The 26,155-nt window shown below is 49.8% G+C and carries 32 protein-coding genes; 12 read left to right on the forward strand and 20 right to left on the reverse strand.

Annotated elements, in window-relative coordinates; all coding sequences use genetic code 11:
- The 3 genes from repA to QOT07_RS25170 all read left to right on the forward strand — a co-directional run bounded on the left by repA (window position 1) and on the right by QOT07_RS25170 (window position 2,010).
- Window positions 1–918, forward strand: a complete 918-nt coding sequence (gene repA / locus QOT07_RS25160) for a plasmid replication initiator RepA (RefSeq protein ID WP_283604454.1) — start codon at window positions 1–3, stop codon at window positions 916–918.
- 572 nt (window positions 919–1,490) lie between these two features.
- Window positions 1,491–1,733 carry a type II toxin-antitoxin system ParD family antitoxin gene (locus QOT07_RS25165; RefSeq protein WP_000124732.1) on the forward strand — a complete coding sequence of 81 codons (243 nt, stop codon included), beginning with the start codon at window positions 1,491–1,493 and terminating at the stop codon, window positions 1,731–1,733.
- Window positions 1,726–2,010, forward strand: coding sequence for a type II toxin-antitoxin system RelE/ParE family toxin (locus QOT07_RS25170; protein ID WP_283604457.1), 285 nt, complete (start codon window positions 1,726–1,728; stop codon window positions 2,008–2,010). Before QOT07_RS25165 ends, QOT07_RS25170 begins: the two co-directional genes overlap by 8 nt.
- A 62-nt stretch (window positions 2,011–2,072) precedes the next feature.
- Here the strand turns inward: QOT07_RS25170 and QOT07_RS25175 are convergent, their stop codons facing one another.
- The 3 genes from QOT07_RS25175 to QOT07_RS25185 are packed head-to-tail and all read right to left on the reverse strand — an operon-like array spanning window position 2,073 to window position 3,491.
- Window positions 2,073–3,020: a reverse transcriptase family protein gene (locus QOT07_RS25175; RefSeq protein ID WP_261371862.1), complete on the reverse strand. Its 948-nt coding sequence runs from the start codon at window positions 3,018–3,020 to the stop codon at window positions 2,073–2,075.
- The gene (locus tag QOT07_RS25180; RefSeq protein WP_064645508.1) at window positions 2,983–3,300 is read right to left on the reverse strand and encodes a helix-turn-helix domain-containing protein; all 318 of its coding nucleotides are present in this window, start codon (window positions 3,298–3,300) and stop codon (window positions 2,983–2,985) included. Before QOT07_RS25180 ends, QOT07_RS25175 begins: the two co-directional genes overlap by 38 nt.
- A 32-nt stretch (window positions 3,301–3,332) precedes the next feature.
- The gene (locus QOT07_RS25185; protein WP_211271130.1) at window positions 3,333–3,491 is read right to left on the reverse strand and encodes a hypothetical protein; all 159 of its coding nucleotides are present in this window, start codon (window positions 3,489–3,491) and stop codon (window positions 3,333–3,335) included.
- A gap of 475 nt (window positions 3,492–3,966) precedes the next feature.
- Here QOT07_RS25185 and QOT07_RS25190 point away from each other — a divergent pair, with 475 nt between their 5' ends.
- Genes QOT07_RS25190 through QOT07_RS25200 form a run of 3 tightly spaced genes read left to right on the forward strand, consistent with a single transcriptional unit; the run spans window position 3,967 to window position 4,898 of the window.
- The gene (locus QOT07_RS25190) at window positions 3,967–4,278 is read left to right on the forward strand and encodes an AbrB/MazE/SpoVT family DNA-binding domain-containing protein (RefSeq protein WP_310902779.1); all 312 of its coding nucleotides are present in this window, start codon (window positions 3,967–3,969) and stop codon (window positions 4,276–4,278) included.
- Window positions 4,279–4,611 carry an endoribonuclease MazF gene (gene mazF, locus QOT07_RS25195; protein ID WP_283604460.1) on the forward strand — a complete coding sequence of 111 codons (333 nt, stop codon included), beginning with the start codon at window positions 4,279–4,281 and terminating at the stop codon, window positions 4,609–4,611.
- 41 nt (window positions 4,612–4,652) lie between these two features.
- Entirely contained in the window at window positions 4,653–4,898 is a 246-nt protein-coding gene (locus QOT07_RS25200) for a hypothetical protein (protein ID WP_283604462.1), read from the forward strand.
- A gap of 183 nt (window positions 4,899–5,081) precedes the next feature.
- On the opposite strand, the gene QOT07_RS25205 is transcribed toward QOT07_RS25200, so the two are convergent.
- From QOT07_RS25205 to QOT07_RS25220, 4 genes are all read right to left on the reverse strand, one after another.
- Window positions 5,082–5,309: a plasmid partition protein ParG gene (locus QOT07_RS25205; protein ID WP_283604464.1), complete on the reverse strand. Its 228-nt coding sequence runs from the start codon at window positions 5,307–5,309 to the stop codon at window positions 5,082–5,084.
- A 39-nt stretch (window positions 5,310–5,348) separates the two neighbouring features.
- A complete protein-coding gene (parA, locus tag QOT07_RS25210) occupies window positions 5,349–5,969 on the reverse strand; it encodes a ParA family partition ATPase (RefSeq protein ID WP_283604466.1) in 621 nt (206 codons plus the stop codon).
- Window positions 5,970–6,122: 153 nt separating this feature from the next.
- Entirely contained in the window at window positions 6,123–6,260 is a 138-nt protein-coding gene (locus QOT07_RS25215; RefSeq protein WP_224718488.1) for a hypothetical protein, read from the reverse strand.
- A gap of 51 nt (window positions 6,261–6,311) precedes the next feature.
- Window positions 6,312–6,917: a recombinase family protein gene (locus QOT07_RS25220; RefSeq protein WP_000509966.1), complete on the reverse strand. Its 606-nt coding sequence runs from the start codon at window positions 6,915–6,917 to the stop codon at window positions 6,312–6,314.
- A 94-nt stretch (window positions 6,918–7,011) separates the two neighbouring features.
- Between QOT07_RS25220 and QOT07_RS25225 the strand changes: the two genes are divergently transcribed.
- Entirely contained in the window at window positions 7,012–9,909 is a 2,898-nt protein-coding gene (locus QOT07_RS25225; protein WP_129941809.1) for a Tn3-like element Tn5403 family transposase, read from the forward strand.
- A gap of 450 nt (window positions 9,910–10,359) precedes the next feature.
- Here QOT07_RS25225 and umuC read toward each other — a convergent pair whose 3' ends face one another.
- The 6 genes from umuC to QOT07_RS25255 form a co-directional block, all read right to left on the reverse strand.
- Window positions 10,360–11,622, reverse strand: coding sequence for a translesion error-prone DNA polymerase V subunit UmuC (umuC, locus tag QOT07_RS25230; RefSeq protein WP_130016804.1), 1,263 nt, complete (start codon window positions 11,620–11,622; stop codon window positions 10,360–10,362).
- A gap of 2 nt (window positions 11,623–11,624) precedes the next feature.
- Window positions 11,625–12,041 (reverse strand): translesion error-prone DNA polymerase V autoproteolytic subunit, encoded by a 417-nt coding sequence (gene umuD, locus QOT07_RS25235; protein WP_130016803.1) that lies wholly within the window; start codon window positions 12,039–12,041, stop codon window positions 11,625–11,627.
- A gap of 195 nt (window positions 12,042–12,236) precedes the next feature.
- A complete protein-coding gene (locus QOT07_RS25240) occupies window positions 12,237–12,923 on the reverse strand; it encodes an SOS response-associated peptidase family protein (RefSeq protein WP_283604542.1) in 687 nt (228 codons plus the stop codon).
- Between the two features lie 198 nt (window positions 12,924–13,121).
- On the reverse strand, window positions 13,122–13,985 hold the full coding sequence (locus tag QOT07_RS25245) for a hypothetical protein (protein WP_129935308.1): 864 nt from the start codon (window positions 13,983–13,985) through the stop codon (window positions 13,122–13,124).
- 19 nt (window positions 13,986–14,004) lie between these two features.
- Complete coding sequence (locus QOT07_RS25250; RefSeq protein ID WP_129935310.1) at window positions 14,005–14,961, reverse strand: hypothetical protein; 957 nt, start codon at window positions 14,959–14,961, stop codon at window positions 14,005–14,007.
- Complete coding sequence (locus tag QOT07_RS25255) at window positions 14,958–15,209, reverse strand: hypothetical protein (protein ID WP_006322729.1); 252 nt, start codon at window positions 15,207–15,209, stop codon at window positions 14,958–14,960. Before QOT07_RS25255 ends, QOT07_RS25250 begins: the two co-directional genes overlap by 4 nt.
- A 372-nt stretch (window positions 15,210–15,581) precedes the next feature.
- On the opposite strand from QOT07_RS25255, the gene QOT07_RS25260 reads away from it, so the two are divergent.
- Window positions 15,582–17,297 carry a colicin-like pore-forming protein gene (locus tag QOT07_RS25260; protein WP_242503221.1) on the forward strand — a complete coding sequence of 572 codons (1,716 nt, stop codon included), beginning with the start codon at window positions 15,582–15,584 and terminating at the stop codon, window positions 17,295–17,297.
- Window positions 17,298–17,313: 16 nt separating this feature from the next.
- On the opposite strand, the gene QOT07_RS25265 is transcribed toward QOT07_RS25260, so the two are convergent.
- The 5 genes from QOT07_RS25265 to QOT07_RS25285 form a co-directional block, all read right to left on the reverse strand.
- The gene (locus QOT07_RS25265; RefSeq protein WP_130016801.1) at window positions 17,314–17,652 is read right to left on the reverse strand and encodes a colicin E1 family microcin immunity protein; all 339 of its coding nucleotides are present in this window, start codon (window positions 17,650–17,652) and stop codon (window positions 17,314–17,316) included.
- 67 nt (window positions 17,653–17,719) lie between these two features.
- Window positions 17,720–18,079 carry a TonB family protein gene (locus QOT07_RS25270; protein WP_165366317.1) on the reverse strand — a complete coding sequence of 120 codons (360 nt, stop codon included), beginning with the start codon at window positions 18,077–18,079 and terminating at the stop codon, window positions 17,720–17,722.
- 451 nt (window positions 18,080–18,530) lie between these two features.
- Window positions 18,531–18,704, reverse strand: a complete 174-nt coding sequence (locus QOT07_RS25275; protein ID WP_261159723.1) for a hypothetical protein — start codon at window positions 18,702–18,704, stop codon at window positions 18,531–18,533.
- A 267-nt stretch (window positions 18,705–18,971) separates the two neighbouring features.
- The gene (locus QOT07_RS25280) at window positions 18,972–20,021 is read right to left on the reverse strand and encodes an Abi family protein (RefSeq protein WP_207213988.1); all 1,050 of its coding nucleotides are present in this window, start codon (window positions 20,019–20,021) and stop codon (window positions 18,972–18,974) included.
- Between the two features lie 152 nt (window positions 20,022–20,173).
- A complete protein-coding gene (locus tag QOT07_RS25285) occupies window positions 20,174–21,043 on the reverse strand; it encodes a nucleotidyl cyclase domain-containing protein (RefSeq protein WP_130016798.1) in 870 nt (289 codons plus the stop codon).
- An 863-nt stretch (window positions 21,044–21,906) separates the two neighbouring features.
- On the opposite strand from QOT07_RS25285, the gene QOT07_RS25290 reads away from it, so the two are divergent.
- The 3 genes from QOT07_RS25290 to QOT07_RS25300 are packed head-to-tail and all read left to right on the forward strand — an operon-like array spanning window position 21,907 to window position 24,135.
- Window positions 21,907–22,587 (forward strand): hypothetical protein, encoded by a 681-nt coding sequence (locus QOT07_RS25290; protein WP_130016796.1) that lies wholly within the window; start codon window positions 21,907–21,909, stop codon window positions 22,585–22,587.
- Window positions 22,584–23,369 (forward strand): site-specific integrase, encoded by a 786-nt coding sequence (locus QOT07_RS25295; protein WP_261159727.1) that lies wholly within the window; start codon window positions 22,584–22,586, stop codon window positions 23,367–23,369. Before QOT07_RS25290 ends, QOT07_RS25295 begins: the two co-directional genes overlap by 4 nt.
- Window positions 23,370–23,409: 40 nt before the next feature.
- On the forward strand, window positions 23,410–24,135 hold the full coding sequence (locus QOT07_RS25300; protein WP_207213989.1) for a hypothetical protein: 726 nt from the start codon (window positions 23,410–23,412) through the stop codon (window positions 24,133–24,135).
- A gap of 146 nt (window positions 24,136–24,281) precedes the next feature.
- Here QOT07_RS25300 and QOT07_RS25305 read toward each other — a convergent pair whose 3' ends face one another.
- Both QOT07_RS25305 and QOT07_RS25310 read right to left on the reverse strand, forming a co-directional pair.
- Window positions 24,282–24,983 carry a helix-turn-helix domain-containing protein gene (locus tag QOT07_RS25305; RefSeq protein WP_130016795.1) on the reverse strand — a complete coding sequence of 234 codons (702 nt, stop codon included), beginning with the start codon at window positions 24,981–24,983 and terminating at the stop codon, window positions 24,282–24,284.
- Window positions 24,983–25,123: a hypothetical protein gene (locus QOT07_RS25310; protein ID WP_165366318.1), complete on the reverse strand. Its 141-nt coding sequence runs from the start codon at window positions 25,121–25,123 to the stop codon at window positions 24,983–24,985. Before QOT07_RS25310 ends, QOT07_RS25305 begins: the two co-directional genes overlap by 1 nt.
- A 773-nt stretch (window positions 25,124–25,896) precedes the next feature.
- Between QOT07_RS25310 and QOT07_RS25315 the strand changes: the two genes are divergently transcribed.
- Window positions 25,897–26,145, forward strand: a complete 249-nt coding sequence (locus QOT07_RS25315; protein ID WP_130016794.1) for a helix-turn-helix transcriptional regulator — start codon at window positions 25,897–25,899, stop codon at window positions 26,143–26,145.
- Window positions 26,146–26,155: the final 10 nt, after the last annotated feature.

Below are 26,155 nucleotides of genomic sequence, written 5' to 3' on the forward strand. Positions count from 1 at the left end.
GTGAATAACCAGACAAATTCTACCCAACAAAACCCAGACAAGCGTCATCGTGGCGAACATTCTACAGCCTGTAAATGTCCGTTACCGCTCTACGTGCGTCCGGCGCATTATAAACCTCTCAGTAAACAGCATGGTCGAGCCTTACGTAACCTTATGAGCCAGGACAAAACCTCTGGTGCCTGGGTTATTCGTCGTCGTGTTTCTGCCGATCCAATCTTCACTTTTTTGCGACCTGTCGCGGACAGAAAAAGAGCTTTCCGTGAAGTACGCCGGCGTTTGCTCGATGCGTTGTTTGTGCTTTTCGTCAACAAAGCCGATCTTGCTACCGGTATTGTCACTATCAACATCACTAAGCTGGCTGAAGAACTCAGTCCACGGAATGAAGATGGCCAGATCATCCCTGAAACTGCCGTGACGGTATCTAGGGTGTCGCGTCTGATAGACGAACTGGCGAGGTTTGGCATAGTCCTTGCGCCTGAAACTGAGTGGGATTATGTGAACGGGTGCCGTTTTCCTAAGCATATAATCATTACAGAAGAAGGCTGGCGTCTTACCGGTGTGGATATGGACAAGCTACGAGCAGAGCAAGAAGAACGCCTACGCGCTATTGAGGACGGCATTCTACAACCCGGCGAGGCTATGACAGTAAAAGAAGCCCGTAAGCGCTGGTATGAACGTTGCCGCCATCAGACGATACTCAGCCGCCGTACACGCGCTATTGAGGGCAAACAACGGCGTAAGCTGGCCGAATTACCGTTCGATGAGCGAAAGCGTCAGGTGGCCGAGCGTATTTTCCGTGATATGAAGGGTGATATACACCATCTAACCCCTCAGCAGTTTGAAAAAATGGTCTGGACTCAGCTTTACCAGCTTGAACTGGTAAATATGGAGCAGCCAGGCACAGCCCCGCCTCACTAACCCGCCCTCTTTTTACTAATCCGATTCCCTGCGGAGGATGTTCGTTGTCCATCTGCTAAAACAGCTCGTTTTTTAGTCACCATTATCACGATAACTTCACCGATATTTGGTCAAACCCCCAATCAACACCGGTGTTATATCTTTTATGCACACTTACCTGCAAATAGGTAAATGGGACTATCTGCAATCAACTAATAGTTAGCTGCAAAACAATCAGGTCTTCGACCTACTTAACTTCATTAAAGATCTACTTATTCGCTGGATAAGTTCTGTGGATAACGGGGAAAACCGATAATGACCGCCCTTGCAGCGGCCAGACGGCCGCGCCGGTTCGGCATGGTCGCTATGCTCCCCGACAACTTTAAGTAGCACCTCCGGTCTTTGCCCGGAGGCAGGGAGTTAACTGTAACCACTACAGCGAAAAGACGCTTTTCGCCCTTACCTACTTCACCGCTGAAAGTAAGCTAAAAAACCTGTCTAGCAGGAAGGAGGCAAAATCCGTTTGGGTGTATTCGTTGACACCAGGAGCAAGTATTCCTATCATTGTGTTGATAGTTAACACAGGGGGCGTTATGGCCAGAACAACAAGCGTTACAATTGGCGAACAACTCGATTCGTTTATCAGTCGATTAATAGACAGTGGCCGTTACGGCTCTGCAAGTGAAGTTATGCGCTCTGCGCTGCGATTGCTGGAGCAACAGGAAACAAACGATGAAGTTATTCGCCAGGCTGTTATTGCTGGGCTGGAAAGCGGTGAAAGCTCGCTATCACTGCGGGATATTGCAGCACAAAGAAAACTGAGACATCGTGTATAAACTCACCGAATGGGCGGCAGAAGATTTCGCTGGGATTTATGATTATACGCTCTTGAAATTTGGTGAAGCTCAGGCAGACCATTATACCGACGCACTTGAGGCATTTTTCGAGACACTGGCCGGAATGCCAGATATGGGGCGGGACTACGATGCTGTTCCTAGCGTGATGCGCATTGAATTTCAGCGACATGCCATTTTTTATACGGTTCGTGATACGGATATTCTGATTGCGCGTATTTTGCACCAACAGATGAACCATAAACGTCATTTATTGTAAAACTCCTGCCTTCTTCTTTTTAGAAATGCTGCAATAAAATTTATACGTTAGTATTTAATATATTATGTGGTTTTTTTTAATGTCCGAGCCTTGTCTTTAAATCTAATATCTATAGTTGAAGCCGAATTTAACCTTCCTAGTAGACGTTCTTTAACAATGTTCCTGCTAATAATAAGGTTTGAATTTTCCCATTCTTTCATTTGAACATGTATATCCTTTAACTGTTTATTTCTGACCCTTAAATTATCACCTGAAACAATAACCCCTGTTACCAACTTATTTTGATACGGTTTATATAGAATTGTTTTTACAGGGTGCATTATGTGAGAGTGAGATTCTATAATTTTATTGACTTTGCTTTTGAATAATTTATTTACAGATCTACCAGAAAAAGTAATATCATCAACATACACAGTCATGCATATACCAAGTGCTTTGGATAATGCATTTAGTTCTAAAAACATCTTACTATTAGCCCAATATGCTAATGGCATACTAATTCGGCTACCTGTGGGTATGTGATTATTATAAGTGCATAAATTACTTAGTAATTCAGATACGTCAGGAGAACATAATAATTTCTTAAAAAAGAAGTCAAATACAATAGCTTTACTTGTTGATGGAAAAAACGATTTTAAATCAGTTGTTAAAAGAGGGTGTACTCCAATATGTTTTTTGGCATTGGATACATGGGAGTGTAATTTTAGTCCAGAATGCATAAAGTCTGGCTGAGTAACTCGACATAGAAGACTAGCTATCCTAGTATGAATGACATCTAATTCTTCATTTGGCCTTTCTATGAGGCGTTTTTTTTGTATGTCAGTTTTTTCATAGAATGTGGTGTAATTATCAATATCCCTGCTAAGGTTTTTTAATTTACCCAAATCTGATTTTAATATTTTTACCAGCCTTTTTTTTGTTATGCATTTATATAACGCACAATCTTGAAGGCTATAGGATTTGTTTTTTGTATTAATTTTCGGTTTCTTTCTCCTCATTTCGTTCAACACTCCATTCCATTATTTTTAATATTTTATCGGCGAATACTAATCTGAACTTCTCTGCTACCTTCTTCTTAGAAGGAGAATTCAATTCTTCGGAAAAGAAAATAAGAGAAGAAACGGGTATTTCGAACTGCTTCGAATAGCTTTCAAGAATATCAAAATTTACAGTTTTCTTTCCAGATTCAATTTCGGAAAGATAGGATTTTGACATGCCAAAAATTTCTGCGAGTTCAGATTGTTTTATATTATGGTAAAGTCTTATTGTCTTAAGCGCTCGATAGATCATTTCACACCTCATCTTTTGAAAGTAGGGCACACTTAAGAATCACTATGCTTATCAAAAATCTCAAGAATTTTATAAATTAAAATTCCTAACTTAATTAAACGTAACATCAAATTCCAAATGATACGTGTAATTTTGAAAGCTTGCTTTTTCTTAAGTGCCTGCCAAAAACCATTACTATTAAATATACGCATTTAAACCTCTCTTGATACCTAACAACATTATTGTTGTTAGTTCGCCCTATCAAGAATGAGAGTTTTTGGCAGCAAACCCTTTTCAATCTGATTGTGGTGTCGCCACCACAATCAGAATACCCTCGACCCTTACATGCGCAACACTACGTTACACAGCGATAAGATTAGCTACGGAGCCAACGTCATCAGGTGGGGGTAACTATGTAGAGGATAAAATCCTCCGCGAGTAAATTCGTAAATCTACTCATGTAAAACTGGCGAAATCTCTCTTAAGTAACGGCAGGGTTAATATACAACACAAGTTCGCTATATGTCAACAAAGTTCGCTATTTGCGAACTTTCAGTAAGATTAGCTTTTGCAGTATCTTCTTGGGGTTCTACCTCGGAACCGCCGACTACAGCGAAAAGGCACTTTTCGCCCTTACCTACATCACTACTGAAAGTTAGCTAAAAACCCGGTCTAGCAGGAAGGGGGATGCTTGTAGATACATTGTTTATCCTCTACAATGTATCTACAAATATGAGGGAGGAAATGTTAATGACAACAGTAACGCTAAAAAAATGGGGCAATAGCCCATCGATCAGAATACCAGCCAGCGTAATGCAAGCAGCAGCACTTAATGTCGAAGATAAACTCGATTTGAAAATTGATGAAGCTGGCCAAATTGTTTTAGTACCATTGAAATCTAAAGAGTATTCACTGGATGTACTGTTATCAGGTATCACACCAGATAACGTTCACGGAAAAATAGATTTTGGTTCGCCAGTTGGAAAGGAATTGATCTAAATGGTTTCACGTTACGTACCAAATTCTGCTGATCTAATCTGGCTGGATTTTGACCCCGTAGAAGGTCACGAACAGGGAGGCCATCGCCCTGCGGTCGTCCTTAGTCCTTTTTCTTACAATAATCCCGTAGGGTTGCTGCTTTGCGTTCCGTGTACCACTAAAGCTAAAGGCTATCCATTTGAGGTTGAACTATCGGGTAGCCGCGAAAGTGTTGCTCTTGCCGATCAAGTTACCTGTGTTGACTGGAGAGCGCGAAAAGTAACAAAGAAAGGCGCAGTATCGCCTGAAGAACTTGCTGAGATCAGAGCAAAGGCTAAGGCTCTAATCGGGTAAATATGATGTTCTTTTGAACATCACTTAACTAGGAGATAGTTATGAAATCAGATAAGGAGTTGCTTGCTCAGATACGTGAAACTACTGATTACGCTAAAAAATTAGCGAATAAAAAAGAGTCAAAAATCGGTAGAGTATTGATAATCCTGTTTATCGCGTTTATCACAAACATGGTGGCTTATATTATTTCAGCAGAGTTTTATTCTAATAATCAATGGGTTATTTTTATCTTTTCTGTTTCTATCGGTGTGTATCTTAATGTGGTTTTAGGTTCGAACAGGGAGTAATTAATTCAGTCCAATAATCCCCATGAACCATAAATGCCATTTATTTACTGTAAATCTAAACACGCTGCCGCGCTTTGCTTGGCCAACACCGATCTGGCACATAAAAAATTTATGCACCAGATCAGTGTTCTCGGTAAGGATAGGTGTGTTTTTGAATTAATGTGTTTTTACTCATTTGAGTTTTTAGCTGTCATTTTCTTTCAGCCAATTATCGACCAAGTCCTTTATCACATCAGTAATAGATGTGCCTTTTTTTGCACACGCAGCTTTGAAGCGGATATGTATTTCTTCATCAAAGTTAACGTTGACTCTCTTTTGCTTTCCCGTGGGTGTGCTATTGACGACTTTTTCAAGATCCCGATGCTCACCGAAACTCATTGTTTTTGATGTTTGTTGTTTAGTCAGTGCCATACATAACCTCTTAATATGCCAAAATGAGTATATGAGTTTTTACTCAAATGATTCAAGTATTTCTCGCGTCAGAATGGCTATCTCGCCCTTGGCTGCTCCATCGTTGGTATCGAAAACGCTCTCACCCTCCATGACGGATTTAACGTAACTTTGGCGTTGTGTGATCGCAGTTTTAAACGATTTAATACCCGTCTGAGCAATGCTATCTTTCAGGACGTTAAGCATGGTGGCTTGTTCGATTTTCCGTGTGATGAGGAATCGAGCTTCTACTGGACGATTATAAGCCTGGGCTTCCAGTACAGTGACAACAGAACCGGCAGCGGAAAAATCCAGAGGGCTGGGCGTTACCGGGATGATAATCAGATCGCTGACCATCACCGCTGCGGAAGTAATAACTGACAGAGAACCGGCACCATCAATAATCACAAAGTCATATTCAGCCAGATCCTTTCTTACCTGGTAAACGTCTTTCTCTGATGCTGCGGTGTAAACATCGAATGCTGCTTTCTCTGCTTTATTCCAGTTAGTCAGGCTCATCTGTGGGTCTGTATCTACAACTGCAATTTTCTTACCCGAACTGGCAAGGCAGCTACTGACGTTGATCGCCGCAGTCGTTTTACCAGACCCCCCTTTGGGGTTGAGGAACGCGATAATTTTCATGTTTAAACCTCATTTGTGTGTTTACTCATTTGAGTTTAATTATACACAAAAACACAAATGAGTAAATGTGTTTGTTGTGTGTGAATGAGTATATGAGTGTTTTTTTGAATGTTAGAACTGGCGGGAATTTTGGTTTAAGCTTCTCTCAGGAAATTATTGCCAACCTCCATCGTATTCATTCCAGCCCTGATTCGTCGCATCATTGGTTAGCGTCATATCATCGACCACGCAGTTACGTATCTCAGCGGTGCGGTATATCTCGTCAAAAAGTTCGTCAATCTGCTCTTTCAAATCGGCCTCATCGCTATAGGGGTCGGTTCCGGCTGAGGGCGAAATGACACCCTAAGCGTTAGCTCTGTGTCGTTGCACGATGTCAGCGACGGTATTCTTGCTGATACCGAGCTCGCGTGCGATCCAGCGATAGCTGCGTCCCTCGGCCCTCATCGCAACCACCTTAGGCAAAAGTCGGTCTGATTTTGGTCGCACTCCGGCCTGACGACCAAGCCTCTTACCACGTGCCTTCGCAACAGCAAGGCCTGACTTGACCCGCTCGCTGATGAGATCCCGCTCAAACTCCGCAATGCCGGAAAGAAACGTCGCCAGCATTCGTCCATACGGCGACGAAAGATCGAACGCCATTCCATTCATGGCTATCACGGAAACCTTCCAGTTCTCCAGTTCACGTAGCGTATTGAGCAGATCGAGCGTCGAGCGCCCCCACCGGGAAAGCTCAGTGACCAGGATTGCATCAATTTGTCTGGACTGGGCAAGCGCCAGGACTTTCTTTCGCTCGGCCCGGTCGAGTTTAGTTCCTGAACCTGTTTCCTTAAATATTCCCACCACGTCGTAGCCGGCACGGCCGGCGAAGGCTCGCAGATCAAATTCCTGGCGTTCACAAGACTGATCCGCTGTTGAAACCCGGCAGTAAATGGCGGCACGATGTCCCAATTGAACCCTCCTGGATTTTTGTATCGGAACGCCCTGATTTATATGGGCTGGCTGTTGTCCAAAACAGACTATACTTCAAAAGGGACGAATTTGTATGTCACGACGCCATATTTTCACCGAACGGCAGCGAGCAGCGCTGTTCGATCTGCCCACGGACGAACTGTCGCTACTGAAGTTCTACACGCTGGGCGATGATGACCTGGAAAACATTAGGCAGCGCCGCAGACCGGAAAACAGGATTGGCTTTGCCCTGCAACTTTGTGCCTTACGATATCCGGGCCGTGCACTGGCTCCTGGTGAGATGATCCCGCGTGAAGTCCTTTCCTTCGTCGGTGCTCAGCTTGGAGTTCCGGCTGATGCGCTTCTCACTTATGCCACACGGCGCCAAACCCGTCAGCAGCACATGGACACGCTGCGCGAAATTTACGGCTACAAGACCTTCACGGGCCGTGGTGCCCGTGATCTGCGGGAGTGGACTTTCGGCCAGGCCGAAGATGCCAGATCAAACGAGGATCTTGCTCATCGTTTTATTGTGCGGTGTCGGGAAACTTCCACCATTCTGCCCGCAGTATCGACAATCGAGCGCTTGTGCGCGGATGCTCTGGTCGCCGCTGAGCGGCGGATTGAAACGCGGATTGCGGAAAATTTAACAGCGGATGTTCGCGATCACCTGGACAAACTTCTGAGTGAAATGCTCGCCGGCAATATCAGTCGTTTCATCTGGCTTCGCAACTTCGAGGTTGGTAACAACTCGGCTGCTGCTAACCGTTTGCTCGACAGGCTCGAATTTCTGCGTACCCTGAATATCAATCATAGTGCTTTGGCCAGCATACCTGCCCATCGCATTGCCCGGCTGCGTCGGCAGGGTGAACGCTACTTCACCGACGGTTTGCGTGACATCACTTCGGACCGCCGCTGGGCGATCCTTGCCGTCTGTGTTGTGGAGTGGGAAGCGGCGATTGCTGATGCCATAGTCGAAACCCATGACAGGATCGTAGGAAAAACCTGGCGGGAAGCGAAGCGCCAGCATGACGAAACAATTTCCGGCTCTAAAGCCACACTCACGGATACGATCCGTACCTTCACCGCGCTGGGAGCTTCGTTGCTTGAGGCCCGCAGTGACGGAACCCCGCTGGAGATGGCTGTCGCCAGTTCGGTTGCATGGGACCGGCTCGCTCAACTGGTAGCGACAGGGACTCAACTCAGCAACACGCTAGCCGATGAGCCTCTTGCATATGTCGGGCAGGGATACCATCGCTTTCGTCGTTATGCGCCCCGCATGTTGCGCTGTCTGAAGCTCGAAGCCGCGCCGGTCGCCGGACCATTGGTAGCAGCAGCTTTGTCGATCGGAGAGATGAAAGGTGTTGCATCGCCAGAAAGGCGTTTCCTGCGGCCCAGCTCCAAATGGAACCGTCATTTACGAGCTCAGGAAAAAGGAGATACCCGTCTTTGGGAAGTGGCGGTACTCTTTCACCTCCGGGATGCTTTTCGTTCCGGAGATGTCTGGCTCGCTCATTCGCGCCGCTATGGTGACCTCAAGCAGGTACTGGTGCCGATGATCGCGGCGCAGGAAAATGCAAAACTGGCCGTGCCTTCCAACCCACAGGATTGGCTGGCAGACAGAAAGGCGCGACTCACGATCGCTCTTAAGCGGCTGGCCCGGGCTGCCCGTAACGGCACTATTCCGCACGGTAGCATAGAAGATGGAACGTTGCGGATCGACAGGTTGACAGCAGACGTGCCGGATGGTGCCGAGGCACTCATACTGGATCTGTATCGCCGAATGCCGTCCGTTCGGATTACCGACATGCTGCTTGAAGTTGATGCAGCCCTTGGTTTCACAGATGCGTTTACCCATCTGAGAACCGGGGCTCCATGTCGCGACCGGATCGGTCTGCTCAACGTCCTGCTCGCTGAAGGGCTCAATCTGGGCCTGCGTAAGATGGCGGAAGCTACAAACACGCATGATTACTGGCAGCTCTCACGCCTTGCCCGCTGGCATGTTGAAAGCGAAGCCATGAACCAGGCATTGGCAATTGTGGTGGCCGCGCAGGGTAAACTGCCGATGTCACGCGTCTGGGGGATGGGCACGTCAGCATCGAGCGATGGTCAGTTTTTCCCGACAGCGCGGCATGGCGAAGCCATGAACATGGTCAATGCCAAATATGGTTCTGTTCCCGGCCTCAAAGCGTATACTCACGTAAGCGACCAGTTCGCGCCATTCGCTTGTCAGTCGATCCCGGCGACCGTGAGCGAGGCACCGTATATTCTCGATGGACTACTGATGAACGAGGTCGGTCGCCATGTTCGCGAACAGTATGCCGATACAGCAGGATTCACCGACCATTTGTTCGGAGCCAGTAGCCTGCTCGGCTACAATCTCGTTCTGCGAATCAGGGATCTGCCATTGAAGCGGTTGTACGTATTTAATCCCGATACGACCCCCAGGGAGTTACGCAAGTTGGTAGGTGGAAAAGCCCGGGAGGATCTTATCGTTGCGAACTGGCCTGATATTTTCCGTTGTGCCGCGACGATGACCGCTGGCAAAATCAGGCCCAGCCAACTCCTGCGCAAGCTCGCTTCTTACCCACGACAAAACAACCTTGCAGTTGCGCTTCGTGAAGTTGGTCGTATTGAACGGACCCTTTTCATTATTGAGTGGATCCTGGATACGGACATGCAGCGGCGTGCTCAGATCGGTCTTAACAAGGGAGAGGCCCACCATGCGCTCAAAAATGCGCTCCGTATCGGGAGGCAGGGGGAAATTCGCGATCGCACGACAGAGGGGCAGCACTACCGAATCGCTGGGCTCAATTTATTGACTGCGGTGATCATTTACTGGAATACCGTCCATCTTGGTCATGCCGTCACGGAGCGGCGGAACGAAGGGTTGGATGTTCCCCCTGAATGTCTTCCCCACATATCCCCATTGGGCTGGGCGCACATTCTACTGACTGGCGAATATCTTTGGCCCAAGGAACCGAAAGCTTAGGGTGTCATTTCGCCCTCAGCCGGAACCGACCCCACATCCCGCTAGTGTTACCGCCATCGCTGCGATATAAAAAGTTAAACGCTGCATTAAATGCCCTTAATTGTCTATTATTAGTACCGTGGGGGGCGGTTTGAAAACCGGAAATTTTTGTACGTTTAGAGCATTATTTTACCAACGTTGGTGAGTAATTTATTGATCTTGTATTAGCGATTATCGCATTTAAATTATCGGGCATTCTGTATCGCATTTAGGTTATCTCATTGGCTAAAAATGCTAGCCAAGCAGTCTATAGCGCAGGAGTACACCCTATTGCTATAGGTAATCCTGTTCAAAAAATATACTTACCGTACAATAATTCTCTATATCCAAACTGCCCCCTATCAGTTTACCGCCTGGTTCCACGCCCAATTTCAGCGAGGGGAACCAAGTTGTTTATGGGCACTACCACATTTACATCAACCTGGCGACGGGAATGTCGCTGAGTCGTGTCGTGTAGCTAGGGGACAGCAGTTCGCGGCGCATTGCCCAGGATTTATTGATCCCTTGGCCGGCAAACCAAATTTTTCCTAACCCGGAGTGGTTTATGCCATCGACGGCTTTCATCAATTGTTCGCTGCCAGCGCGCGGTGGATGTTCGTCGAAGAGATCGATCTGGCCAGGTTTGTCACAGAAATCGTTCAGCATGATCCCCGCCTTCTGATACCGAAACCCGTCGCGCCAAATGGCTTTGAGAGCTTTCACTGCTGCCGCTACTATGTCGCGGGTGTCTTGCGTGGCCAACATGAGCTGCACGCTGTAGCTGTTAGCGTAATACGGCTCGTGGGGAGCAAATGGGCTGGTTCGCACAAATACCGAAATATGCCGGCAATACTGCCGTTCTCGACGGAGTTTCTCTGCCGCGCGCTCTGCGTATTGGCACACCGCCTGGTGCAAGTCCTGCAGCTGCGTGACGCGCTGGCCAAACGACCGGCTGACGATGATCTGCTGCTTTGCCGGCAGCGCCTCGATCGAGATGCACGGAACTCCGTTCAGTTCGCGTACTGTGCGCTCGAGTACGACACCAAACGTCCGGCGAATCAACGCCTGATTGCTGTCCGCGAGCTGCAGCGTTGTTGTGATCCCCATCGTGGCCAACTTTTTCGTCAACTGGCGCCCGCATCCCCAAACTTCGTTGACCGGCAGCAACGCCATCAACTTTCGTTGTCGGTCGCGGTTCGTCAGGTCGACCACACCGCCGGTGGCCGGCCAGGTTTTCGCAGCGTGATTCGCGAGTTTAGCAAGCGTCATCGTCTGGGCGACACCGATCCCGCAGGTGAGTCCCGTCTGCTGCAAAACGGTATCGCGAACGCGCCGGCCATAGTCTTCGAATGACTCAACGGCATCGATGCCGGCGACGTGCAAAAATGCTTCATCGATACTGTAGATGGTCAGCGCCGGCGCGAGGGATTCCAGAACGGTCATGCAGCGTGCCGACATATCACCGTACAAGGCATAATTGCTCGAGAACACAGTAACCTGATGTGTTCTGATGGTGTCCTTTGCCAGGAAAAATGGCATGCCGCGTTTCAGACCCAGTTTTTTCGCCTCTCTGTTGATCGCTACCAGGGTTCCATCGTTATTTGATAATACAATCAATGGTTTACCTTTAAGATCTGGCCGGAAAACCTGCTCACAGGCGCAATACATTGAGTTGACGTCAGCCAGCATAAACATGATCACCTCCCAAATGAGTGGAGGGCGTGGATCACCACACCGAAAATTTCCAGGGTTTCGGGGTAAATGGGGCTGTATGCCGGGTTCATTGGCGCCAGGCAGACCCGCGGGGTGAGCAGCAGCCGCTTTACGGTAAATTCGCCGTCAACGGCGGCGATGACGATGCTGCCATGCACGGGTTTTTCCGCCCGATCGACGATCAGCAAATCACCCGACAAGATCCCGCCGTCGGTCATCGATTCGCCAGTAGCCCGGATGAAGTATGTCGCCGCCGGATGTTTTATAAAATCATTTAAATCAATTGATTGCTCAACATAGTCATCGGCAGGGCTGGGGAACCCCGCAGGGCATTGTGTTCCAAATAGAGGGAGCTTCACGGGCTGGACTGGTGAAAATAAATACAATTTCGACGTGTTCATAATAGGTATAATTTATCTGTATATATATACAGTAAATCATAAACGAAACGCACGCAGACGCAAGCCTGAAACTAAGCCACCCTGCCAGTTGCGGCGTAATCTAATAATTTTCTGAGTGTTTTTTATACCCCTTGACGATGATTTTTCGGGGGGCTTGCGCACATGTTATCCACTAAAACTGTGGATAACGCCGGGTCAGACTTTGGGTGTATCGATGGCCACGATGAGTGATGCACTGTCGTTGCGAACGGTACCGACGTCTGAAGATACTGGCTGCCAGGCAAAACTCTCCGCCTGCAGACTGTAGATGTCGGCCAACATGTCACCCGGTGGCGGAATCAACCGGCTATCGAGCCAGTCGCGGGCGGCTGCTGCTGGCAGCGCAAGTGGGCGCCGATCATGAATATCCGACAAACCGTCATGATTGGCGGCCGTGATAATGACGAAGCTGTCAGCCACTTCCGGATCAGTGGCGCACAACGCGGCGAAGAACAGCGGGCTGCGATCGGTGGGATAGATGAAATACGGCTGTTTCAGTCGCGGATTGTCCGGGGATTTTTTCCATTCGTACCAACCCGATGCCGGTACCAGCGCACGGCCATGTTTCCAGAGTGGAGCGAACATTCGGCTGCTTGCAGCGGTTTCGACGCGGGCGTTGATGAGGGCCGGTTTTCCCTGGGCGCGCCACCAGGCAGGTGCATATCCCCAGTCAACCGGCGCCAGCTGCAACTGATCATGATGATGATGGAACAGCGGTACCGGCGTGCCGGGGGCGACGTTATACCGGGCGCGCCAGTCGCCGGTGGTGCTAACTGGTGTATCAGACGCCAGGGCTGCGAGAAATTCGTCTCGGCTATGGAACTGGGCAAAGCGGCCACACATAGGCAGCTGATCCTTTTGTGTCAACATGACCCAAGTATAGCTTCAGCGGTATGGTGGGATTTCGAACCAGGAGTTAATTATATAACTCATTGAAAATGTTAAAAAAGTTCACATAATACTGATTATGTTAAATTAATCAATGGCTTAGGGTGGTTTGTGGTTTTGGTCTAGAGCAGTCTCTATCGCTTTCTACCCTTATTATTCAGGATTGCACTCTCTGCAATGTCCTTCCATTTTGTACCCGCCGCAATCACATGGTTCCATCGGTACAAATCCCCCCTCCTTACTGTAGTAACAAGTATAAGCAAGGCAGGCCCCTGCCTGATGCTTGGGCACGTAGATGACTGCTGGCCAGTCGCACTCAGGGCAAAAGTGATGGTCCTCGGGACGAAGGTTTTCCAACCTGAATTCGCAGCAGGTGCAGTATGTTTCTACCGGAAAACTTTCACCACGATACAGAATAAAATGAGACCAACTTTCGCAGACTGGACACATGGCCAGGTGGTATTCGTCCTCGACATCGATATCCAGGAACTGCCGCTCAAACTTTACTATTTTTTCTTTTATGTCTGAATCATACGTCGCCAGCTCGGTGTCATCCGACTGCAGAATGGCAAATGCGGGTTTGTACACCGTCCGGTAAAGTTCACGCAACATCATGGCCAGGGTTTCTGATGATATTTCAATGGCGAAGTGCTGGATCTTGTTGCGCTCCAGCGCCAGTGTATTCAGCAAACTCAAACTGTTTTTCTCGAATGAATCAGGATAATGCTTTTCGAGAAGCTCGATGAGCCCGGCAATCGCCACACTTTTGCAACGATATAGATCCTGTTCTGTAGGTTGCCGATCACCACACACCTTTTTAATCGACCATTGCTCAAATATCAGGGTGTCATCAAGGCGAGTCAGCGTCGCCTTCAGCAGCAGTTCGGCCCCCTGAAACAGATCTAACAGGCAGCGCTTGTGATCGCGATTTCTATTCTCGCGAGCAGCGTTATAAAAGTGCTCCAGCCCGGTTTCGACTGAGTCCAGTGCATTTTCCAGCAAAGAAAATTTCACCATGCCAACATTCCTTATTTAATCATTTTTTTAGAGCGAATGCTTCCTCGCTCATCAGTGGCCATCGAATGCGGTGCTCCCGTAGCTCTTGTGCCTGGGTGACCGTGAACCCTGTACGGGCCAGCAGGGTACCCAGTGCAGCGCCGGTATCTTCCTCATACGAGGCAGCCGTGAGCGGAAACGCCTCCATACTTTCCCGCAGAATATGCAGCAGCCGCTCCTGTGCCGGCAGCGATCGGAGCGCCTCCCCGGGTGTCACGACAGCCCGCCACTCCTCGTCAGTCAGGCCGGTGATCCCCAGCTCCTGCAACGCAGTGTCCAGTTGCCGGTACCAGGTGTCGGTCTGGTCAGTTGGCGAGGGGGCGGCAGTCATACCCTCTTCCGGCGTGGTGCTTTCATTGATCTGTAGACGGATATCTATGCCCGAATCGTGGCAGGCCTGTAGCCACTGCGCCACCTTCAGGGGATCGCCCTCCAGACGAGTCGCCTGTCCGGTCGAGTTCCACAGCTGCAGACAGGTGGTGCCGTCGAGGCGGACCACGTAATCGCCCCGGCACGCCATGTGCCAGATGTTATCTAGTTGCACTAGCCGGTCGTCTGCGAAGGTGCCAGCATCTTCCGACGGCCTCACCGGGACCAGGGGAAGGATCATTACTTCTGTTGCGCGCTGTTCGGTCAGCATGCGTTCCTGTTCGCCGGCCAGCAGGGGTGTGGCCACCGCCCTGCCCGCGTCCGTCAGCTCCACCGCCAGCTGCAGCGTCTGCCGGTTACGCAGGGTGCGCAACCAGCCGGCGGCTTCCATCCGGCGACAGGAGCCGCGCAGGTTGTTGCCGTACACCGGGGCCTCACCGCCCTGCGCCAGCAGCCGCTCAATATCTTTCGTCGCCACCGGCCCCGGACGTTTCGCATTGAGAGCGGCCAGCACAATCAGCACCCGCCGCTGCAGCGGCGACGGACGGCGGGCGGTTACCGCTGTCATGCTCTGCCCCGACGCTGACGGATGAGCGATTTCAGCTGCGCGAGGTCAGCCTTCACGCGGTCAAATCCGGCGTCTTTCGGCAACCCCTGGAGTGCAAGGATGTGCCACATTTGCACAATGCCGTCGGCTTTCATCCATTGATGAGCATTCCACTCACTGCTGCCGTCGAGTTCACATTTTTTAATTTCGTCTTCGGTGATCTTCAGCAGTTGTTCGTAGCTGAGAGAAAAGTTCTGTTCCTGATCCATCCTGCACGCTCAATCTGATAATGTCCGGTAAGTAAAAAATCATATCACGAATGATTTTAAACTGAATGAGTAAACATCATATTAGATATGATTTTGTGATTAATGATAAACATCATATCAGATGTGATTTTATGTATGTTGTTTAATTATCATATCATCTGCGGATTTTCCGCCGCGCAGATCCGATTTCCGGCAGTCTCGGATCTCGCTGGGACCGATTCGGGGGTATTCGGTCATGCATTCTCTTTAATGAATGTTGTACCAGCCTGCACACAAACGAGAGTGACCTCCATGGGGTTGTCCCCGACAGACACGGTCTATACAGTCGATTTAACTGTGCATTCGTACAGTATTAATCAACGGAGATAGCCCATGCTTTTTAATGCAAATACCAAATTTACTTATCATTCACCGGATGATGGCGACAGCATGACGGTGACCGGCGATCCTCCCAGCCGACCTGGTCCTACTGGCCCTACAGGCAACGGGGGCGACAGCGGCGGTGGCAATACCGGCACTATCAATATGGTGATCATGAAGCCCGGTGATGTGCATACCTCCCGCTTTGGCAAGGTCATTATCAATGCCGAGGGCCACGCAACGATGAACGGGGTCGTCATGAACTATGAGAATTCATCGTTAGTGAATGATGGTGTGGGCAGTGCAACCCGCGTACTGAATTCCATCATCAATGCTGCCAAACCGCCGGCCGGCCAGAATTTTGGCAATAACGCCAGCATTTCGGATGGGCGCTATGCCGGCAAAAACCCGGCGGCAGACTATACCCTTCCGCTGGCTATCTTTACGGCGGTCCGTCGCGGCCAAATCCCCCCGGGCTTCTGGCTTGACAACAACAAGGTCATGACCGAGATCACGCAAAAATACGAGATCAACGGCGGCGGCAAAGGAAGTGATCGCACCGGGTATCGGAAATCCAATGAGGCCGTGCCTGGCCTGACCAATGCCTATCAGCAGTGGCAAAAAGAACAGCAAGACGCCGCCAAGCGTAAGGCGGACGAAGAAGCCCGACGTAAGGCGGCCGAAGAGGCAAAACGTAAGGCGGAAGAAGAAGCCAAACGCAAAGCGGCAGAGGCGGAAGCCAAGCGACGCGCCGAGGAAGAGGCGAAACGCAAGCAGGCTGAATGGGATGCTCAGAATAATGAGCAATTGCAGCAGCGTAAACTTAATGAAGTACAGCAGCAAATTAACACGGCAAGTACAGAGAAGTCAGTTGCAGAGAGCCGCGCCACTGAACTTGAGAAGCAACTTCCAGCGCTAGAGGCTGAATGGGACAGGCTGATTGCGTTATCGAAAAAAGGAGGTAAGACATCTCAAGCGATACTTCGGGGCGATGCAGAGGATGCCGGTAATAAAGTCAATGCACACAAGGCTGCTATTGTATCGGCGCGAAATGAAGCAAACCTGGCACAGCAACGTATTGAACAGGCTCAGCGAGAAAAATTGGAGGCAGAAAAGCGGCTGAATGCCCTGCGAGCAGAGCGGCAGGCGCGGGAGGCTGAAGAAGCCAGGAAGAAAGAAGAGGAGGCGATGAAAGACGCCATCAAGACGACGGCGGACTTTTACAAGGAACTGACGGAGAAATTTGGCGAGCAGTCCGCCAAGGTGGCCAAAGAGCTGGCCGATGCGGCCAAGGGGAAAACGCTCAAAAATGCGGAAGAGGCGCTGAAGGCGTTTGAGAAGTACAAGGACGTGCTGAACAAGAAATTCAGCGTCGCCGATCGCGAAGCGGTGGCCAAAGCGCTGGAGTCGGTGCGCCGAGAGCATATCGCCCAGAACCTTGCCAAGTTCAGCAAGGCGTTCAACTACACGGGCAAGGTCATCGATGCCTACGATGTCTTCGTTGTCGAGTTGCCTAAAGCGATCCGGACGCAGAACTTCAGACCACTTTTCGTGAAGATGGAGACCATCGGGGCGGGCATGGCCGCCACGGCGCTGACGGCGTTTGCCTACAGCGTGATACTGGGTACGCCGCTGGGCATTTTTGGCTTTGCCATCATCATGACCTTGGTCAGCGTGATGGTTAATGAAAAGCTTGTGGAGAAGGTCAACAAAGCCGCCGGTATTTAACGTAAAGTAAGGCCGCTTACGCGGCCTTTTTATTTCGGAGGAACAGGGCAAGCAGATACAGGGTGCCCAGCGGCAGGGCCATGACAAAACAGAAGGCATAATACAGGATCAGCACCCCATTTTTGCCGATGGTATCGGCGAACAACCCACGGTGCCAGAATGCTTCACTGGTGAACTGCAGGGCGGCCGTTTCAATGGCTTTTTTGGCGCAGGGATACAGCAACAGACTCAGGATGGCGGCGACCAGAGAGAGTGGGACATTCACGCTGGGCTGGAAGATATGGATATAATAGAGCGCGATAAAAAAGTACGTCACGCCCCACACCTGACTTTTCCAATAATACGCTTTGGTCATTCTCGCCTCCCTGGGCACCGGTCCTTTTCATCTTTCTCGCTTGCCATCGTACCGGCTTTGCGGGCGATCAGCGAAATGGAACCCCGTTGCCATAGACCGAGTTGGTCGGTTTGGTGGTGAAGTTAATGGTAAATTCGCGATCCTTCACCGGCTGATCGCGTTCAAAGCGCCAGCTTTTCATGGCGGTCAGCACCGCCTCGTCAAAGACCCCGGCAGGCTTCGCCTGCACAATACGCACATGGCTGACCGTGCCGTCGTGCTCGATATCGTATTTTACCTTGACGACGCCACTGGTGCTTTTCAACAGGGCCTGTTCAGGATAAACAGGGGCGGTTTTGATGATGGCGTGGGGGGCCGGTGTGGCACCGAGCGCCAGCGCCGGCGTCAGGCACAGTAACAGCAGAGCGGCAAACGTAGATTTTCTCATGTCATGATCCATTGGTTAAAAATGAGCGGTTGCTACAAGACCGCGCCTCGGCGATCGCCCCTAACTATAGGGCAAATCTGACAATATTGCGTTACTGCGGCGATCACAGATCGCCGTACAGCGCGACTACGCACTGGGCTTTTGTTCACCAGGTAATTTGCCATGTGCCGCAAGCCAGGCACGCCGCTTTGCCAGCCAGTTCTGAAATTCAGGCGTACTCTCGACCTTCTGCACGTCCTTCCGCTTCCAGGCCATTATCGGGCCCGCTTTCTGAGGCCTGCCGAGAAACACAGATATTGCCTTATCTGTCCAGAAACGCGCTTTCAACCCACGTGTGCTGATCCATTCTGAGTGCCAGGCATCACGGGCTCTTGCCCGCATATCCGCTGCATTATAGTAAGGCATACGGTCATTCCTTGATGGTTGTTATCCGTGATACCCGGCCCGACGATTATTCATCGGGCAGGATTTCGCGGATGCTGCTTAAATCAAGACGGTGTGAACTCCAGACGCGACTGCCGACTGCGGCACCGGTGGACTTTCTGAACCGATGCCCGGATTCACTGATCCACATGGTTTTGGTTTCACGCAGCCTGACCTGACGAGGCCGGTAGCAGTATGTCATTGTTCCTTCGTGAGTCATGGCCTACTGGGTTGTCTTCTCGGGGACGAGAGTGCTTTTATCTGACAGAACGTTATCCCTGCTCGTTAATCTGTTTTACGGCTTCAATTTTGAATTCTTCAGTGAAATTTTTGGCTGACATAAACACTCCTTCATTGAGCCTCCATTATGAGGCAAAAAAGTGTCTACGAAACCCGGGCCTATTCAATCCGTTTTCTGGCAAACCCGGAAGGACTCCGGGTTTGTATGAGTAAAAGAGAATATAAGCATTCAGGGAATGGAAAAGGAGTTGTCAGCACCGATGGTGAGTACTGTCTGCCCCTCCTTCACAATCCTTATGAACTCATTTTTTTCAATTATCCTGATTAACTTGCTGATACCTTTACCCCCGCGTGTAACCTTAATCTGCGCCTTGATTTTTTCGGGGGCGATATAACTGTTCAATCCGTCTACAGAACACAGCGCATAGAATCGCAGGTTTGCCGAGTGGCTCAGAAAATTCGTTTTCCGGTCAGGATTCATCCATCCGATCATATCCAGAATATCGTCATAATGCTTTCTCAGTAGGCTACAACTGGCCTGTGCCCCATAAACAGGATTTCCATAATTCGGTTTGCCCGTCTGAGGATCATCATGATGGAACTTCCAGATAGCCTCATGGTGGGACAATCTGTTGCGCAGTTCCTTAATACGGTAAAACTGGTCGCAGATTTCTTTCCGTTCAAAATGAGCCGGAGCATTTGGAAAAACCGTTCGCGTGAGATGGGGCCAGAGCAACGTTTTATGCCCACCCTTAGGATTTTCGTAATATCGTGTAAGTAGCTGAGTCCAGAAGCCAAAGGACAACCCGGAGATCACACGGTTTGGTGTGATTAGCTTACTCGTTTTGGCAATTTCACTAATTGCGTTACTTACCTGATTTTCAACAGATATTGTGTTTTTCAATACACGCTTTCCGTACTGATCCAGCAAAAAACCTTGAGCATCTCTTGGCTGTGCCGGCTTTTGAGGATGTGGTCGTTTGTACCGGTCATTGCTTTTCGGAAAGGCTTTATTCCCTATGTAACGGGGAAGATCAAATATCCAGTTATGGTCCGTCAGCCATAGTGAAGACGCGACTGCGGCTGGCGGTGGATTCGACTGAATTGCATGATCAAGAGCATTCCGCAACGTAACTTCGAGACACTGAAGTGCCGGAAGCATGGCACCGCAAAGTGCTTTGTTCCAGTGATAGGCGGGCATTACCTGAGCCGGAGCTATCTTGAGGTGTTGTACATAGATATCGAGGCGTTCTTTATTAATGAACAAATCAAGGCTCATTCTCGCTACCTTCAGAAAAAGATTTGACATACGTGGCGTGTATCTGCTTTAATTCGCACATCAAAGCGGTGTGCCGTAGTTCAGGCCTCACGCGACAATAGTAGTTCGGAAAAGCCACCCTCGCGGTGGTTTTTCTCGTTTTAGCCTTCAGTTCACCGGCCGCTCAGTGGGTGGCAGTCGAAACGGCGACTTTTGACCATCTGCTCCAGCCCGTCAAGATTGAATGGGTGGTTACTGCAGATGTCCTGGTAGATCTCCAGCATGATGGCGTACTTGGACGTCATATCCTTATCCTGACGCAAGCGGTATTCGCTGATAGTGTGCTTGCCTTCCCCTTCGTCAATCCAGTCAACTAAGGCCCACATTTGGATCTGCTGTGTATACGCTGCCGTGTTTGGATAGCCCTTGAAGGTGAGTGGGACATCGTAATCAGTCGCATATCCGCGAATACGGGCCAGCGCGGCACTGACGCTTTGTTCGTCCCCCGCCTTTTGTTCAGCCTCCTCCATCACCTGGCCTATCCGGGCAAACATATCACGTATGGCCATCACCGTATCCAGGGTATTGCAGACCTCCTGGTTGTGCTGAGGATCCATCAGCGACAGGATTTGGTCCCCTCTCAGATGGTCATTAATGGACTGCAGGTGCTTCACGTCGAGCTCAAAGAACCACATATAACGCTGGAGATAGACCTGACGAACCAGCGCTTCCGCAGTCACGGTGCTTTCGGTGTAATTCGGTATCGTGTATCGCAGGTGATCGAAAGCGCGGGGCAGCACATTGCTACTCTGCTGCAGCTGGCAAAGCTGGAAAAAGAGGTTCAGCCGCGCGGCCAGGGGAAACATCTCTGCTTCCTGACTGGCCGGGGTAAATTTCCCGCGAATACCTTGTGCAATAAACGTACGCAATACATCTGAACGGGACGGCTTATACTGACCCTCAATGTTGCTAATGAAATTATCCAGATCCTCGAGCTGCTGCTGAGGCAGTCGGAGTTCTATGCGTTGGTCTTTCGTTTCCATGGGGATCTCTCTTGCTGGGCTTGGGGTACGGGTTTATACTGTGTTGTAGCGTTATGGATACCGTAACTGTACGTGCGCACGCCGTACATGTCCAGTGATTTAGCGATTATGTTTCCCCTTTTCTTCATTTGCTTTGTACAGATCCGATTTCCGGCAGTCCCGGATCTGCCGATCGCCACCCTCCCCTATCGCCCCGCCAAGCACAGCATGTGCTACTTCTGGCTGGATATTATAATATATGTTGTGTCTTATCCTTCTCCCGTGACTCACCGCGCAGGGGCGAAAAAGGGCACTTTGCTCCTTCCCCGACCGTGGTACACTTCCGGAAAGTTGTCATAAGCCAGAAAGTCGGATCACCCGGAAACAGGCGTCCGGTAATTTACTTGCGTGGTTATATGCCTACTTATTATAAGATGTGTAATGTTCACGGCAGGAAACTGCGAGGGAGATCATCGTTACTGGGGTGATTGCGGGATGTGACAATTTCAATGGGGATTTATGTGCAAGTCATGTGATATTGACGCTAATTATTTTCACTCGGTTTATTGTGTGTATGACCATCTCGCAACTACTCACCCCGTTTTATGGCTGCGCGATTCATCGAGAATTCGAAGCGATTTTCTATCGAGGAATCTCCTTTCTTCTGCAGGTGATGTATTGGCCATATGGAATGCCCCTCCAGGAAAAGGATGGGCGCTTCGTATCCACGATAATGAAGCCATTGACGAACGGCCAGACCCGCAGCGGGGGGATTTTGTCGATCTCAGTGATGGGGCAACAAGGTTTCAGATTCTTTTAGACCTTGGATGTTGACGTTTATGCAAGAGCTGGGCGGGATTTATCGACAACAATAAGGAACACACATGGGCGACTGGTTTATTGCCACTGAGGGTGTGAAGATCGTCAAAGACAGCGCCAGCCTGTGGCCGCAGATCATCACGGCGGTTTCGTCCGCCGGCGCGGCACTGGGCGGTGTGTACCTGGCCCACTACTTTACCCGCCGGCGGGAGGAAAGAGCAGTGGCGGCGAAGCAGGCCAGTGAGCGTCTTTTTATCGCCACTGAGCTGGTCTTCCTGATTGAGCAATTTGTAGAGGGCTGTGCTGGAGTTGCTACCGATCGCGGTGACGTGAACTCCAAAGCTATCACGGTTCCGATAATATCTGTTCCTGTCCTCGACTATTCAGCTGTTGCCGGGGACTGGCGAGTGTTACCCGCAAAGCTAATGTACCGTATTAGGGAGTTGCCGGTGATTCAGGGGGAGGCTGATCGGACTATTCATTCTGCAGAGCATATTCCCCCCGACTTTGATGAATTTTTTGAGGCGCGGCAGTACCAGTATACCCGTCTCGGACTCAAGGCCATCATCCAGGCACGGCGACTGAGGCAGTTAGCGGGCCTCCCGCATACCCGCCTTGATGCGACCGCCTGGTCGGCCCAGAACGTCCTCTGGAAAGAATGGCGGCAGGAAAGAAAACGGCGCCGCGTTCTGGCTGTTCTGATGGCCCAGTCGCTGGCGCCGTTATCGATCGAGGAAAAGCCATGAGTATCCCGCCCCTCCCTGCTCTGCCTGGCTCGCATTCAGTTAATCCGGCACCGTTGCCCGTGGCTATCGATTACCCGGCCGCGCTGGCGCTCCGGCAGATGGCGCAGGTTCACGACGACTACCCCAAATACCTGCTGGCGCCGGAGATCAGCGCCCTGCTCCATTATGTGCCGGATTTGCACCGCAAAATGCTGATAGCCACCCTGTGGAATACCGGAGCCAGGATCAACGAGGCGCTGGCACTGACGCGCGAGAATTTCTCACTGGCGCCCCCCTACCCGTTCGCGCAATTGGCCACGCTCAAGCAACGCACGGAAAAAGCCGCCCGAACGGCTGGCCGACTTCCGGGGGGTAACTCCGCACACCGCCTGGTACCGCTGTCCGATCCGCAGTACGTCGCGCAGCTGCAGACGATGGTGGCCACGCTGAAAATTCCGCAGGAACGTCGTAATCCCAAATCCGGCCGCATGGAGAAGGTACGTCTGTGGACGATCACCGATCGGACGGTGCGCAGCTGGCTGGCAGAGGCTGTAGACGCCGCTGCGTGCGACGGGGTGACGTTCTCTGTGCCGGTCACCCCACACACCTTCCGGCACAGTTACGCGATGCATATGCTGTATGCCGGCATTCCACTCAAGGTGTTGCAGGCGCTGATGGGACACAAGTCGATCAGCTCCACGGAGGTCTATACGAAGGTGTTTGCGCTGGATGTGGCGGCACGGCACCGGGTGCAGTTCTCGATGCCGGAACTTGACGCTATTGCCATGCTGAAAGGAACATGATTGCATTACTAACTAAAAAACCAGCGGAGTAGACTCTCCAATGGATCTTCTTGGCAAGAAGGGAATAAATTTGATGAGTGAGATAAATACCCCACGAGACGTGAAAAATGCCCTTAAAGCGATAGATATTGAGCTGCTGGATCAGCTAATAAGGCAAAGCCTGAGAGAGGAAAGGACTTACCCTCTTCAAACCCTCCAGCTTTACAGGTGCGGTTCGTATGTGGCCCGAGAATTATCAAACTTTGAAAATGCTGTTTCTGCACATGGCAGGGCTAAATCCACGAAAAAGCGCGAAGAAACGGGGTACTCAGCCCGTAAAGCTGGCGATAATTTATCCTTTGCAGTAAGTCAGATGAAATCGAGGGTGGATGTGGAAGAAGTCGACGCACTGCTCTTTGGCATCGACGAGCAAATTCTATGGCCACTTCATTTTAGTGAACGTTTGACGGTTAGGGTTTGTTACCACTGGCGCCAGTCTGTAGAGGATGACTGGTCATACAGCAGCATCACTTTTCTACACAATGCTGACTTGCGGCCGGACTACTTATCCCCACATCCGGCCCGCAAACTCAGTGCGGCTAAACAAGAGCAAAATAGGCAAAGTGAGTTGTCTCATGAGTGGGAGCATCTAAAATCGCTAGGGCTCCAATCAGTGCAGCAATATTTTAGAGAAGGGAGAGACGGTGCATTGATCCCTGACTCGTATCAGACAACGACAGGTAGGCTGAATAATTTTAGCGCCGATTTCTGGCGTGACAGCCTCTGATCCTCTATGTATCTGCTCTGTGTTTTTCTGCCAAAACCGTGCCTAACTTTGGTTTTTTAAACTTGATGTTAGCCAGCGGTATTCAGCATGACAGTAATCTCATCGTGATGCTTAGTGAGTTACGCTGGGCCTTTCTATTGCACACGTTAAAAATTTTGGAGCAGATCCCTATAGCCGGTAATGTAGTAGGAGTTTGCCATTCTTTTGTTTGTGGCCCCTTCCTCGGCACTTTTATCTATGTGTGAAAGTAGTCCCGTGCCAACCAGAACGGTATATGCCGCTGGGATACATTTTTCAGGAATACCTGTCGCCTTATTGATGGCTTCATAGGAGGCCATCGTAAAGTGAGACGTGTTAGGACGTGCATAGCATAGGTACAGATACAGTTTCAGGGCATGCAGTTCGGCTTTCCTTCGTAACTTAAATGCGTGAAAAGCTGTCACATTACCCTGGTCATTCAGTAGTCTGCGATACGGAACCTTACACCACCCGCTGACTCCGTTATAGTCAGCCGGGCTGTAGTAATTTTTCCTCCCCTCTCTGAAAACCTTAATGATTTCGTTGTTTTCAAGAAGTGACAGACCGCCAGCAACTGACGCTCTACTCAGTCCTGTCATCACTTGCAGCCTGTTGTAAGTTAGTGATGACGCGAAACAGGTTAGCGACGTCCCCTCTTGGTTAGTTATCTCCATATCCTCACATGTCATAGCTATCGCTACATACAATTGCAGCGCCGCGATTTTATGTGCATTGCTTACTTTTACAGAACGGACTGACCAACCAAATGCTCGCAAGCCTTCCTTGTGAATCCAGTTTGTGGGCATTTTTATCCAGAGTTTTTTCGCCATTACGCTTTTCCTTTGAACAAAAGGGTCAGCACTGTCACTAACGCAACTAACAAAGATGCGCTGGTAAATAGAGGAATAAGCTTGTCCGCAACTTTTGAAAGTTCGATGAAAAGATAAATTACTAAGTAGAGAGTGTTCATAAATCCTCCTGTTCGATAACGTTTTTGAATTGTACTTAGCAAAAACCGTCTTATCTAGATACAGGTGACTTTTGAAATGATTAAATTATGATTAAATATCATTATTATTCAATATGTTATTTAGTAAAAAAATGGTATTTTGAAACTGACAATCAGTTCATGAACAGCGATTTTTATTCATTTTTACGACACTTTTTCACTTCCGACTGATTTTTCCAAACCTATGCACGTCGGAGGTTAGCGCTGACGTATGCGGCCGTTGGGGCAATCTTCCTGTGGGATTGGTACAATTCATAAAAGTTTGTGCTGCGTAAAACTGGTATCGTACCGTGGGGCGTTACGGCGCCAGTTTCGCGTGGCACTTCTCAAGGAGCATCAATGATCTTTCCTATCATTCTTGGCTAGCTCCTGCATGCGGTAGCCTACTATAACGTGCCGTCGTCGATGCTGGTGAATATCGATTACCCAGTAGCCTTGGCGCTCGAACATGGGGTCACCCGGACTGCTTGTCGTGGAAGTGATCGTCCTGCTCCACTATATCCCCGACCAGTTCTCGATGCCTGGAGTGGACGCTGTGGCGATACTGAAAGATCCCCGGAGAATGACTGGTGTGTGGAATGCCAATAAAAGACAGGCCGGTCAATGACCGGCCTTTTTTCCCTGGTGTTTCCTGGCGTACTGCATGGTTGGTGTCTCGGTGTTTAGTAACTCTAAACAAGTCTGATGTTAAGTGATGCTAAACATGTCGTCAATCCTTTCTATGACGGCTGACCATGGTTCCCCAACGACTGAAAAGCGCCCGCCTCCGGGCTGGGCTTACACAAGAGAAACTGGGCGTACTGGCGGGTATTGATGAAGCCACTGCTCGTTCGCGGATCTCCCAATACGAGAGTGGTACCTACACCCCGTCCTTTACGACTATGTGCTCACTGGCACGTGTACTTAACGTCCCGGAGTGTTATTTCTATGTGCTGGACGAGGGGTTTGCGGAGAAAGTTTTACTGCTTCACGTTAAAAACTGAATTGTTTTTT

This window comes from Serratia proteamaculans, from assembly GCF_949794035.1.
Taxonomy (GTDB): domain Bacteria; phylum Pseudomonadota; class Gammaproteobacteria; order Enterobacterales; family Enterobacteriaceae; genus Serratia; species Serratia proteamaculans.